The sequence below is a fragment of the Dactylosporangium sp. NPDC049525 genome (assembly GCF_040676755.1).
Classification (GTDB): Bacteria; Actinomycetota; Actinomycetes; order Mycobacteriales; family Micromonosporaceae; genus Dactylosporangium.
This window is the reverse complement of sequence record NZ_JBFAPO010000097.1, coordinates 17,635-29,290: the sequence shown is the minus strand read 5'-3', so window position 1 is coordinate 29,290 and position 11,656 is coordinate 17,635. Positions and strand designations below refer to the sequence as shown.

General features: G+C 73.0%; 14 protein-coding genes. 7 read left to right on the top strand and 7 right to left on the bottom strand.

The window, feature by feature from the left end; all coding sequences use genetic code 11:
• Positions 1–141: 141 nt before the first annotated feature.
• Positions 142–393, bottom strand: coding sequence for a hypothetical protein (locus AB0K00_RS55000; protein WP_363539200.1), 252 nt, complete (start codon positions 391–393; stop codon positions 142–144).
• A gap of 66 nt (positions 394–459) precedes the next feature.
• Here AB0K00_RS55000 and AB0K00_RS54995 point away from each other — a divergent pair, with 66 nt between their 5' ends.
• On the top strand, positions 460–1,302 hold the full coding sequence (locus tag AB0K00_RS54995; protein WP_363539198.1) for a methyltransferase domain-containing protein: 843 nt from the start codon (positions 460–462) through the stop codon (positions 1,300–1,302).
• Positions 1,303–1,341: 39 nt separating this feature from the next.
• Here AB0K00_RS54995 and AB0K00_RS54990 read toward each other — a convergent pair whose 3' ends face one another.
• Both AB0K00_RS54990 and AB0K00_RS54985 read right to left on the bottom strand, forming a co-directional pair.
• Positions 1,342–2,439: a pyridoxal-phosphate dependent enzyme gene (locus AB0K00_RS54990; RefSeq protein ID WP_363539196.1), complete on the bottom strand. Its 1,098-nt coding sequence runs from the start codon at positions 2,437–2,439 to the stop codon at positions 1,342–1,344.
• Entirely contained in the window at positions 2,436–3,605 is a 1,170-nt protein-coding gene (locus AB0K00_RS54985) for a M20 aminoacylase family protein (protein ID WP_363539194.1), read from the bottom strand. The genes AB0K00_RS54990 and AB0K00_RS54985 overlap by 4 nt, the downstream gene beginning before the upstream one ends.
• An 87-nt stretch (positions 3,606–3,692) precedes the next feature.
• Between AB0K00_RS54985 and AB0K00_RS54980 the strand changes: the two genes are divergently transcribed.
• From AB0K00_RS54980 to AB0K00_RS54970, 3 genes are read left to right on the top strand one after another with little or no spacing between them, the layout of a single operon-like run.
• A complete protein-coding gene (locus AB0K00_RS54980) occupies positions 3,693–4,142 on the top strand; it encodes a PPOX class F420-dependent oxidoreductase (protein WP_363539192.1) in 450 nt (149 codons plus the stop codon).
• 19 nt (positions 4,143–4,161) lie between these two features.
• Positions 4,162–4,473 (top strand): hypothetical protein, encoded by a 312-nt coding sequence (locus AB0K00_RS54975; protein WP_363539190.1) that lies wholly within the window; start codon positions 4,162–4,164, stop codon positions 4,471–4,473.
• 48 nt (positions 4,474–4,521) lie between these two features.
• Complete coding sequence (locus AB0K00_RS54970) at positions 4,522–5,610, top strand: CapA family protein (protein ID WP_363539188.1); 1,089 nt, start codon at positions 4,522–4,524, stop codon at positions 5,608–5,610.
• Between the two features lie 61 nt (positions 5,611–5,671).
• Here the strand turns inward: AB0K00_RS54970 and AB0K00_RS54965 are convergent, their stop codons facing one another.
• Complete coding sequence (locus AB0K00_RS54965; RefSeq protein WP_363539186.1) at positions 5,672–6,646, bottom strand: alpha/beta hydrolase; 975 nt, start codon at positions 6,644–6,646, stop codon at positions 5,672–5,674.
• Positions 6,647–6,722: 76 nt separating this feature from the next.
• Between AB0K00_RS54965 and AB0K00_RS54960 the strand changes: the two genes are divergently transcribed.
• Positions 6,723–7,283 (top strand): TetR/AcrR family transcriptional regulator, encoded by a 561-nt coding sequence (locus AB0K00_RS54960; protein ID WP_363539184.1) that lies wholly within the window; start codon positions 6,723–6,725, stop codon positions 7,281–7,283.
• 24 nt (positions 7,284–7,307) lie between these two features.
• On the opposite strand, the gene AB0K00_RS54955 is transcribed toward AB0K00_RS54960, so the two are convergent.
• Complete coding sequence (locus AB0K00_RS54955; protein ID WP_363539182.1) at positions 7,308–8,180, bottom strand: AraC family transcriptional regulator; 873 nt, start codon at positions 8,178–8,180, stop codon at positions 7,308–7,310.
• Between the two features lie 138 nt (positions 8,181–8,318).
• On the opposite strand from AB0K00_RS54955, the gene AB0K00_RS54950 reads away from it, so the two are divergent.
• Together AB0K00_RS54950 and AB0K00_RS54945 are read left to right on the top strand one after the other, a co-directional pair.
• On the top strand, positions 8,319–9,239 hold the full coding sequence (locus AB0K00_RS54950; protein ID WP_363539180.1) for a PfkB family carbohydrate kinase: 921 nt from the start codon (positions 8,319–8,321) through the stop codon (positions 9,237–9,239).
• Positions 9,240–9,257: 18 nt separating this feature from the next.
• Positions 9,258–10,151: a 5'/3'-nucleotidase SurE gene (locus AB0K00_RS54945; protein ID WP_363539178.1), complete on the top strand. Its 894-nt coding sequence runs from the start codon at positions 9,258–9,260 to the stop codon at positions 10,149–10,151.
• 1 nt (position 10,152) lies between these two features.
• On the opposite strand, the gene AB0K00_RS54940 is transcribed toward AB0K00_RS54945, so the two are convergent.
• Both AB0K00_RS54940 and AB0K00_RS54935 read right to left on the bottom strand, forming a co-directional pair.
• On the bottom strand, positions 10,153–10,791 hold the full coding sequence (locus AB0K00_RS54940) for a hypothetical protein (RefSeq protein WP_363539176.1): 639 nt from the start codon (positions 10,789–10,791) through the stop codon (positions 10,153–10,155).
• 136 nt (positions 10,792–10,927) lie between these two features.
• Positions 10,928–11,602 carry a GPP34 family phosphoprotein gene (locus AB0K00_RS54935; RefSeq protein WP_363539174.1) on the bottom strand — a complete coding sequence of 225 codons (675 nt, stop codon included), beginning with the start codon at positions 11,600–11,602 and terminating at the stop codon, positions 10,928–10,930.
• Between the last annotated feature and the right edge of the window lie 54 nt (positions 11,603–11,656).

Here is an 11,656-nt window from a genome sequence, read left to right as displayed (position 1 = left end):
CACCTGCCCCTCATACTCTTCGGCCACCTCGCCTCTCCAGCCCCGCACATGGCGGGGGGGGTTCCCCACCGTGGCCACCCGCGCCCGTTTGTGATGTCCGGGGATTTTGTGATGTCCGGGGGATTTTGTGGTGTCCGGGGATCAGGAGCGGCGGACGGCGGCGGCGCACCGGAAGGCCGCGTAGTGGCTGCGGCGGCGGCCGTCGGGCGGGCACCGGTGCGGGCCGCGGCGGCGTGCGGAGGCGCGCGAGCGCCGGGCCGGGGGCGGTGCCGCCGCCGGGTAGATGCCCGGCAGCGGTATCGGGGAGACGAACGCGCCGTACGCGACGAGCCCCTCGGTGAACAGCCCGAACAGGGCCCTGCCCGCACGCACGACGACCTTGACCAGCGCCATGCCGCGAGGCTGCCAGCCCCGGGTAAAGTGCGGCTAGAGACTCTGAACCGTCAGGGTCTGGAGATCATGGTCCTTGCCAGCAGGGTGCGTGAATTGGGTTGCATGCCTGCTTGTGACCAGCTTGAATCGGCGCCCGTGACAGCTATCGGTGAGCTTGCTCGCCCAGATCGGTATCCGCGCTCGTCCCGGTACGACCCGGCCTGGCTGCTCGACCTGGACATGGGGCCGAACCCGTTGTGGCTGCTGGAGGACCTGGCCCGGGATCTTGACCTGCGCCCGGGAATGCAGGTCCTGGACCTCGGCTCCGGCAAGGGAGCGACGTCCGTGTTCCTGGCCCGTGAGTACGGCGTCCAGGTCGTGGCGGCCGATTGGTGGATCGCGCCGGATGAGGCAGCGGCCGTGTTCGCTGACGCCGGCGTTTCCGGTCAGGTGACCGCCGTGCGGGCCGAGGCGCACAACCTGCCGTTCGGGAAGGACAGCTTCGACGCCATCGTGAGCATCGACGCATTCGAGTATTTCGGCACCTCTGACTGGTACCTGCCATACCTCGTGGGGTTCCTGCGGCCTGGCGGCCAACTCGGCATGGCGACGCCGGGAATGACCCGGGAGGTCCGGGAACTCGGGGCGATCCCGGAGCGCATCAAGGAACTGTTCGGCTGGGAGCCGATCGCCTGGCACACCGCCGAGTGGTGGCGCTTTCAGTGGGAAGTCACCGAACTCGTGACCGTCACGTCGGCACGACTGCAGGAAGATGGCTGGCGGGACTGGCTGCTCTGGACACAGGCGGTGGCCGAGCACACAGGCGACCGGGCCGGCGCGCAACACAATCGCCAGGCGGTGATCGACCTGCTCACCGCCGACGCCGGCGAGTTCCTCAGCTTCGCGATGGTGACAGCGAGGAAGAACTGACGGTTCACGGTCTCTGGTGCTGCTGCGGCGGCCGTGGCGTCACCCGTTGGGCGGGAGACCGGGGTTGGCGGCGGTGCCTTCCGTGACGAGCAGGACGACGGTGCCGGCCGCCGTGAGCCCGAGCGCGGCCCGCAGCCGGTCGGCGTCGGTGCCGTCGCGGACGGCGCGCAGCGCGGCGAGGGAGGCGGCGCCGCAGGGTCCGGCGTCGACGCCGTGCCCGGCGAGTTCGCGGGCGGCGTCGGCGGCGGCCGCCTCGCCGACAGCGACGCAGGCGTCGAGGCCGCGGCTGATGAGCGGCCACGCCAGCGACGACACGGTGCCGCAGTTCAACCCGGCCATGCTGGTCACGCCGGTGGCGACGGTGACCGGGTGGCCGGCGGCGACGCTGGCCAGGACGCACGCCGCCGACCCCGGCTCCACGCTCAGGACGGCCGGGCCGGGCCGCACGTCGCCGCCGCGGTAGTGGGTGAGGGCGGCCTGGAGCAGGGAGCCGACGCCGGCCGGGACGACGAGGACGTCGGGGCGGGCGATGCCGTGCTCGTGCAGCTGCTCATCGATCTCGGCGAACAGGGTGGTGTACCCGTCGACGATCCAGCCGGGCACCTGCTCGTAGCCGTCCCAGGCCATGTCCTGGATGAGTACCATGTCCGGACCGGTCGCACTGGCGGCGGCGTGGACGGCGGCGTCGTAGTCGCCCGGGACGTGCGTGACGTCGGCGCCCTCGTCGCGGATCGCCTGGACCGCCGCGGGATGCACGCCGTCGGGCACGAAGATGGCGGCCCGGTGCCCGAACTGCCGGGCGAAGCGGGCGACGGCGCGTCCGTGGTTGCCGTCGGTGGCGGTGACGACGGTGACCGGGCCGGCCGGTGCGCGGTCGCGCAGGGCCCGGTGGATGGCCCAGGACGCGCCGAGGGCCTTGAACGCCGGCAGGCCGAGGCGGTTCGACTCGTCCTTGGCGAACATCCGCGCGACTCCGACGGCCCGCGCGAGGCCGGGGAGCGGGGCCAGCCGGGTCGTGGCGTAGCCGGGCAGGGACCGGTGGAAGTCGCGAACGGCGGCGGTGGGCGCGGGACGGCAGGACCAGGCGGGGTCGCGGGCCTCGTTCACCGCCCACCAGGCCGGTGCGGGGCGCGTCATCGGGTGGCCGCGGGGTCGGCCAGGACGGTGCGGACGAGGTTGACGTAGTACCGCACGCCGACGTCGAGGGCGTCGTCGTTGAAGTCGTAGTCCGGGCTGTGCAAGGGGGTTCCGCCGGCGTCGAGCTCCTCACCGTTACCGAGGAGCGCGAAGCAGCCGGGGACGTGCCGCAGGAACGCGCCGAAGTCCTCGCTGGCCGTCCACGGCGGGGTGTCGGGGTCGACGCGATGCTCGGGGACGGTGAGCCGCGCGGCGGCGACCGCCGCGGCGACCGTGGCCGGGTCGTTGACGGTCGGCTCGAACTCGTGGGTGTAGGTGACCCGGCAGGTCGCTCCGTGGGCGGCGCAGATGCCGTCGGCCAGCCGGCGGATGCGGTGCTCGAGCAGCGCCTGGACCTCGGCGGTGAAGCTGCGGGTGTCGCCGCGGATGACGACCTCGCCGGGGATCGCGTTGCGGGCCCCGTCGGTGGTGATCTCGGTGCAGGACACGACGGCGGGGTCGGTCGGGTCGACGTTGCGGGCGACGATCGTCTGCAGCGCGAGCACGATCTCCGCGGCGACCACGATCGGGTCGATGACCATCTGCGGCCGGGCGGCGTGCCCGCCGCGCCCGGCGACCCGGATCTCGAAGTTGTCCTCGCTGGCCATCAGACCGCCGACGCGGGTGCTGAGCGTGCCGGTCGGGTGTCCGGGCATGGTGTGCAGGCCGAAGATCGCGTCGACGGGGAACCGGTCGAACAGCCCGTCCGCGATCATCGCCTTGGCGCCGCGCCCGTGCTCCTCGGCGGGTTGGAAGACCAGGTGGACGGTGCCGGCGAAGCCGCCCTGCGCCGCCAGGACCTGGGCGGCGCCGAGCAGCATGGCCATGTGGCCGTCGTGGCCGCAGGCGTGCATGACGCCGTCGTGCCTGGATCGGTGGGGTCGGGCGCCGCGCTCGGTCAGCGGCAGGCCGTCCATGTCGGCGCGCAGGCCGAGCGCGCCGCCGCCCTGCCCACTGCGCACCGTGGCGACCAGGCCGGTCCCGCCGACGCCGCGGGTGACCTCCAGGCCCATGCCGGCGAGCGCCGCGGCCAGGTAGTCGCCGGTGCGGTGCTCCTGGAACCCGAGTTCGGGGATCTGGTGCAGGTCGTGCCGCCACCGGCGCAGCATGCCGTCGGGCAGGGTCACAGCGGCTCCTTCAGCGAACGTCCGGCAGTACCGGATGATCGTGCCAGAACATCAGAGCCGGACAACAGAGTTCCCTCAGGAGACTTTGTGGGTTACGGTCAAGCGTGGAAGTTCCCTGAAGGAACCCAGCTGCCGGAGGTCGCCGTGCCTGAACTCGCCGCCGACGTTGCCCGCCTCGTCGAGGACGTCAACTACGCCCACATCGCGACGCTGCTGCCGGACGGCGCACCCCACAATGTGCCGGTCTGGGTCGACCGCGAGGGCGACCGGATCGCCGTGCTGACCGGGCCGGGCTCCCGCAAGGCCCGCAACGTCGCCCGGGACCCCCGGGTGGCCATCTCCATCATCGACCACGCCCGGCCCCACGCCACGGCGCTGATCCGCGGCCGGGTGGCCGAGGTCCTCGACGGCGACGACGCCTGGCGCATCATCGACCGCATCGCGCACAAGTACACCGGTGCCCCGTATCCGCTGCGCAGCGACCGCGTGGTGCTGCTCATCGAACCTTCACACGCGCAGGCGCCGACGTTCGGCTGAACCCACGTACGATGCGGACATGATCGATGCGCTCCCCAGGGGCGAGCTGCGGCCGGCGTTTCTGCGGCGCGGGGCGGTGGTCATCGTGGTGCTGCTCGCGCTCGTCGGCCTGGGCGTCTTCCTGACCTCGCGCGACGACACCCGGACCGCGCGCGAGCTGTGCGCGTCCGCGGCCGGCGCGCAGCTCGCGGGGCCGGTCGTGATCAGGTCCGCCGACCGCACCGGCGACGACGCGTTCCTCATCGGCGGCACCGCCGGGGCCCGCTCCTTCACCTGCCTGGTCACCCGTGAGCCGTTGCGCGACCGCTGGGAGGTCGCAAGCGTTTCGTGACGTGTGCCGGGGCGGTGCGGGCGGCGTGCTGCTCGTACCCTGTGCGCTGTGAAGGCCCGATGGTTGGTGGTGGCGGCGGCCGTGGTGCTGGCCGGCTGTGATGCGGGCGCTCCGGCGCCGGGTGCCGCGCCGTCTTCGGCTTCGGCTTCGGCTTCGGCTTCGGCTTCGGCGTCCGCGTCCGCGAGCGCGAGCGCGTCACCGTCATCGTCGGCGGCCGTCGAGCTGACCCTCGCCTTCGCGGGCGACGTGCACTTCACCGAGCGCACCGCCGCGCTGCTGAAGAACCCGGCGACCGCGTTCGGGCCGATGGCCAAGGAGCTGTCGGACGCCGATCTCGCCGTGGTGAATCTGGAGACCGCCGTCACCACCCGCGGCACGCCGGAGCCGAAGGAGTTCCACTTCCGGGCGCCCGCGTCGGCGTATGCGGCGGTCAAGGCCGCCGGCGTCGACGCCGTGTCGATCGCGAACAACCACGCGCTGGACTACGGGCGGGTCGGGTTCGCCGACACGCTCGAGGGTGCCGCCGCGGCCGGGGTACCGGTCTTCGGCGGCGGCCGCACGATCGACGAGGCGTACGCGCCGCTGATCCTGCCGGTGCGGGGTGTCCGCGTGGCGATCGTCGGCTTCAGCCAGATCCACACGCTCGCGGAGAGCTGGAAGGCCGGCCCGGCCACCCCCGGCATCGCCCTCGCCTGGGACGTGCCGCGCGCCGTCGCCGCGGTCAAGGCTGCCCGGGAACGCGCCGACGTGGTCATCGTGTTCAACCACTGGGGCACCGAGAGCGACAACTGTCCGAACGCCAACCAGAAGACGTTCGCCGCCGCGCTCGCCGACGCGGGCGCCGACATGATCATCGGGGCGCACGCGCACGTCCTGCAGGGCGACGGGTGGCTCGGCCGCACGTACGTCGCCTACGGGCTGGGCAACTTCGTCTGGTACGTGGGCTCGGCCGACACCGGCGTGCTCAAGGTGCGGGTGCGCGGCCGGTCGGTGATCGGCGCCGACCTCGTCCCGGCGGTGGTGTCCGGCACCGGCCAGCCGAAGCCGGTCACCGGCTCCGCCGCGGCGGCCGCCACCCGGCGGTTCACCGACCTGCGCCGCTGCACCGGCCTCGCGCCCGCCCCGCCCACGACCTGAGCGGCCCTTCCCGCAAGTCGGCGGCCCATCCCACAGGCCGGCGGCACTTCCACAGGTCGGCTCATTCCGCGAGGCGGCCGTGCAGGAAGCCGGCGATCTCGGCCCGCGCCGCCTTCGCCTGCGGCACCACGCCCGGCATGCTGAGGAACGCGTGCGTCGCGCCCGGATGTTCGGTCAGCTGCACGGGCGTGCCGGCCTCGCGCAGCCGTCCGGCGTACGCGCGGCCGTGGTCGGCGACCGGGTCGAGGGTCGGCACCACCACGAGCGCCGGGGCCAGGCCGCTCAGGCTTTCCTGGTACAGCGGCGACACGGCACGAGGGTCGGCGCCCTCGGGCACGGCCAGCCGGCGGAACAGCTCCATCTGCGGCACGGTCAGCGTCGGGCTGTCGGCGTGCTCGCGCATCGAGGGGTAGTCCAGCGCCGTCGAGGTCAGGTCGACGCACGGATTGACCAGCACCTGCGCCCGCAGCGCGAGCCCGGCGTCCCTGGCCCGGACCGCGGCCAGGGCGGTGACCATCGACCCGGCGCTCTCCCCGAACACCGCGACCCGCGCCGGGTCGACCCCCCACTGCCCGGCGTGCGCCACGACGTGCCGCAGCACGTCCCAGCCGTCGTCGACGGCCGCCGTCAACGGCACCCGCGGGGCGACGAGCCGGTGCTCGACCGACACGACCACCGCGGGCAGCTGCGCGGCGAGGTAGCTGTTGACCCAGTCGCTCTGCACCGCCGTCCCCACGAACCCGCCGCCGTGCACGTGGACCACGAGCGGGAGGCCGGCCGGACCGGACGCCGGTCGGTACACCCGCACCCGGAGCTCCCGGTCGGGCAGTGCCAGCGGCTGCCAGCCGATCGTGACCCCGCGGGCCGGGAACCCGGTGATCACCCGGATGAGGGCCGAGGCCCGCCGGCGGTTCTCCGCCTCGCGGAACGCCTCGAGGGCCTCGGCCGGCATCGTCAGCCAGTCCGGCTCCTTTCGCAGGGTCTGCAGCAGCCGGATGCCCAGCGGCGGCCGCTGCGCGTCAACGATCCCGATCATGGCTCCTCCTCGATCCCCGGATTACGCTACTTGAGGTATCGATACCATGAGTAGCACAATTCGGTATCGTGTGTCCATGGCCCGAGCAACCACGCCCGCCCGAGCGCCCGGCCGCCCCCGCTCCGGCGTCGACGCCACCGTCTTCGCCGCGACGCTGCGCACCGTCCACGAGCTCGGCTATGCGCACGCCACGGTCGACCGCATCGCCGCCGCGGCCGGCATCGCGAAGACGACCGTCTACCGCCGCTGGCCGTCCAAGGGCGCGCTGATCACGGCCTGCCTGGTTGACGCCTTCGGACCGGCGCCGTTGCAGGGCGCCGACCGGCGGGAGATCCTGTCGGCCGCGATCCGCTGGATCGCGGCGAAGATCGGTGAGCCCGGGATCGGCGCCGCGTTCGCGGGCGTGTTCACCGACGCCGTCAACGACCCGGCCCTGCGCCAGATCCTGTCCTCGCAGCTGCAGGATCCGTACCGGCTGGCGCTCCAGGACGTGCTCGGCGAGCCGGAGCAGCGGGTCCTCTTCTTCATCGACGTCGTCGTCGGCACCCTGCTGCACCGCATGGGCATGACCGGCGAGCCGATGGTCGACGCCGACGTCGACGCCCTCGTCGACATGGTCCTGCGCGTCCTGGAGTGACCCGGCCTGGCCCGCCCGCCGGCGTCACCGCTGCGCGGCGGCCGGCTCCACGGGGATCCACAGCTGCGCCTCGGCCTGCGTGGCGTCCGGCGACAGTTGCACGCGCAGGAGCTCCGGTCCCGGCCTGCTCTGGTACGGGTTGGACGGGAACCACTCCGTGAACACGTCCCGCCAGAGGTACTGCAACGCCTGCGGGAACGCGCCCGAGCTGTCGAACACGGCCCACGCCCCGGCCGCGACGTCGAGGCTGTCCAGGTCGGCCGGCGCGGCACCGGTCGTCGCCACCCCGTGGTAGTAGTCCAGTTCCGTGCCCTCCGCGCGGCCCTCGGCGAGGTTCACGCTCGCGCTGATGATGCCGCCGGGTTCGGCGTCGGACAGGGCCTCGATCCACTGCAACGTCTCCTGCCCGATACTGCGGATGAACGCCGCGATCGCCGGGTTCACGCCCTCGTGCACGAGCGGGACGCGGGCCATCTTCCCCACGATCCGGAACCCGTCCCGCGCCACGATCTGGTATCGCATGCTGCTGCTCCCTTCGACGATGAGACGGAAGGACATCCGAGGCTGTGAGTGCAGCGCCGCGCCGACCCGGCGGGCCTCACCCGGCCCGACGCCGTGCACGGCACGGAACGCCCGGGCGAACGCCTCGCCGGAGCCGTAGCCGTAGCGGACCGCGATGTCCAGCAGCGTGTCCCGCCCGGCGAGCACCTCCGCACCGGCAACGGTCATACGGCGCCGCCGGATGTACTCCGACAGCGGCATCCCGGCCAGCGACGAGAACAACCGCCGCAGGTGGTACTCCGACGTCACCACGATCTTCGTGAGGTCGGCCGGCTCGATCTCGCCGTCGAGATGTTGCTCGATGTGCGCCATCGCCGCGTTCAGCCGTTCCAGCACCTCGGCTCCCTTCCGTGTTGCGATCACCACGCTAGGCGGCCGCCCGCAGCCGGCACCCGACAAGCTGAGCCGGCATCTGTCGGGTGCCAGTTCACCAGCCGTTGGCCTGAGGGCCAGCTTCGCGGGTACCGGAGCACAATGACTGGCAAAGTGATGGTGTTCGCCCCGGCGCCGGTGCTGACCGTGACCATCGAACGGGCGGCCGAGACACCCGACCTGCACGTCCACCCCGGTGGCCAGGGGGTGTGGCAGGCGCGGATGGCGGCGACGCTCGGCAGCGACGTCACCCTGTGCGTCAGCGTCGGAGGGGAGGCCGGCGACCTCGTCGGCACGCTCATGGCCGGTCTCGAGGTGACCGTCCGGACCGTGCCCCGCTCGGCGAGCAGCGGCTGGTATGTCCACGACCGCCGCGAAGGTGCCCGCGCGGAGGTCGCGCAGTGGCCCGGGGCGCCGCTGCAACGGCATGACCTGGACGAGCTGTACACCATCGCCCTGGCCGAAGGGCTGCGCAGCGACGTGACGATCCTCAGCGGCCCGGCCGACCCGTCGGTCGTCGACCCGGACGTGTACCGGCGGCTCGCCACCGACCTGACCGGCAACGGCATCCGGGTCGTCGCCGACCTCTCCGGCGACCATCTCGTCGCGGTCCTGCGCGGCGGTGCGTCGTTCGTCAAGGTCAGCCACGAGGAGCTGCTGCAGGACGGCCGCGCCGACGCCGACACCGAGGACGCGTTCGTCGCCGCGGGCAGGACCCTGCTGGACGACGGCGCCGGAGCGGCGCTCGTGAGTCGCGCGGGTGATCCGGCGTTGGCGTTCTTCGACGGTACGGTGCAGCGCGTGCACGTGCCGTCGCTGCAGATCAAGGACCATCGCGGAGCGGGGGACTCGATGTCGGCGGGCGTCGCCGCGGTCCTCGCCCGCGGTGGTGACCTCAGCGAGGCGATCCGCACCGGTGCCGCCGCCGGCGCGCTCAACGTCACCCGGCACGGTCTGGGCACGGGCCGCGCCGATGCCGTCCATGAGCTGCTGGCGAGGGTACGGCTGGAGTCACTCGGGTAATCACCCCCCATGCCTTCCATGACAGTGCTCATCACGAACGACGACGGTGTCGCTGCCCCCGGCATCCGCAGCCTCGCCGCCGCCGTGCGCGCCGCCGGGCATCGCGTGCTCGTCGCCGCGCCGCTACGGGAGGCCAGCGGCATGAGCGCGGCACTCAACGCGGTCACCGAGGACGGGAAGATCGTGGTGGAGCACGTCACCCTGCGCGGACTCGACGACGTGCGGGCACACGGGGTCGCCGCGTCACCGGCCTACATCACGGTGCTGGCTGCCCTGGGCGCGTTCGGCCCGGTCCCGGACGTCGTGCTGTCGGGGATCAACCGGGGCGCCAACGCGGGGCATGCGGTCCTGCACTCCGGCACCGTCGGCGCCGCCCTCACCGGCGCCAACTACGGCATGCGGGGGATGGCGGTCTCCCTCGACGTGCTCACCGCCGAGCGCGCCGGCACCGGGCCGGGTGCTGCCTTCGCCGGTATGGCGTCTGGTGGTGCCGCCCGGGCCAGCACGGCGTCCGGTAGTGCCGGCACGGCGTCTGGTGGTGCCGCCTTCGACGCGGCCGATGACGAGGCGAGACACTGGGACACCGCGGCCGCCATCGCGTGCCGGTTGCTTCCGTGGCTCATCCAGGCACCTGCGGGCACCGTGCTGAACGTCAACAGCCCGGACCGCGACCTTGACGCGGTCGCGGGGCTGCGCCGGGCCGGCCTGGCACCGTTCGGGCAGGTCCAGATGACGGTGGCCGAGACCGGCGACGGCTACGTGCGCACCGTCGTCGAGGAGCACGGCGGGGACGATGTGCCGGGCAGCGACATCGCGCTGCTCGCCGCCGGCTATGCCACCGTCACCCCGATCGGGCCGCCGACGGACCTCACCTCGTGCGTCCTGCCCGCCGACCTCGTCGCGGCCGAGTAGGTCAGTTGCCGGGCCACCAGGGCTGGTCCCACGGCTGCGGCGCGTCCATCAGCCACGGCAGCAGCGCCAGGATCGCCACCCACGGCAGGAACCCGACCAGCAGTGGCGTCTTGCGCTCCCGGCCGTACCCACCCAAGCGGAACGCCGGCGAGCCGCTCTGCGGGCGGGCCGGGGGAGTGTCGGACACGGTCACCAGGCCGCCGCTGAGCTCGTGCACGGCCGCGACGACGGCCGCCGCGTCGACGGTGCCCTCGGGGATCGGCGTGACATATGCCCTCGCCCGCGCCCCGGCCAGGAGGCTCAGGCAGCGCTGGCTGCCGTAGTACGCAATCCATGCCGTGTCGACGTCGGACCATGCGATCTCCGTCAGGCCCGGGGAGATGAACTCGGCGCGCACCCGCGGCCCGTCGGGGGTCAGCACCGCAGGCGGCGCGGTGAACGTGGTTACGAGCGCCAACAGACCGATGACGCCACTCAACCCGAACACCAGGATGACCAGCACCAGAAAGGTTCCTCTGGTGCCGAGGGCCACCGCGTACGCGACGACCAACGCACGGAAGACCAGCGTGACGGCGAGCGGGACGGCCGCCCGCCAACGCGAACGAACCAGGACGAACTGCGTCGCGGCAGCGTCAGGCATGGCATTTCCCCCGAGATAGAGCGTCGCCGCATCGTGCCAGACCGACCCTCATTGATCAAGGTCGGACCGTGCGCTCTCCTCCGCCCGGAACGCCGTGCGGCCGGCACCGCCGGGGCACGTCCACGGACGCCACGGGTCAGTTGCCGTTGGTGGCGACCATCGTGGCGACGGACACGGCGGCCATCGAGCCGATCATCGCCTGGAGCTGGGCGATGGACTCCCGCACCGCGTCGGCGGCCCAGTTACCCTCGGCGATCTCGTCAAGGCGTGCCTTCAGCGCCTTGCCGTCCCGGCCGGGGAACAGCTTGCCCGCCAGTCCAACCGCCTGCACCAGGCCCAGCAGCGCGGCCGTCCGTGCGGGCACCGCACCGGTCCCGTCCACCGCATCGGTGAGCTCCCGCCGCACCGCCGTCTCCACGGCCGGTTCGGCGCCGGTCGCCGAGGAGTACCGGGTGCGCGGGAAGACCCACAGCACCTTGTCGCGCTCCACGCGCAGCACCCCCGCCTCGACCTGCCGCTCCAGCAGCCTGGCGCGCAGCCCGTCGGTCAGCGGCTGGATCCACGCGTCGGGCTTGCGGGGCTTGGTGTCCGCGGCGATGCGGTCCAGCGCCGCGTCCGCGACCGGGTCCCCGACCGGGGCGGGATCCGCGACGACGACCCGGCTGTCGGCCAGGTCGAGCCGCCCGGCCAGCACCAGGTCCAGCAGCAGTGCACCGGCGAGACCGTAGTCGAGGCCGGGGTCACCGACCAGGTTCGTGCCCCGATCGTCAAGGGCCAGCAGCAGAAAGTCGTCAGCCAGGCCGTTACGCATGATCCAACGATAAACCGCCTCGCCGAGCCCCGCACGGTGGCGTTCGCGGGGCGC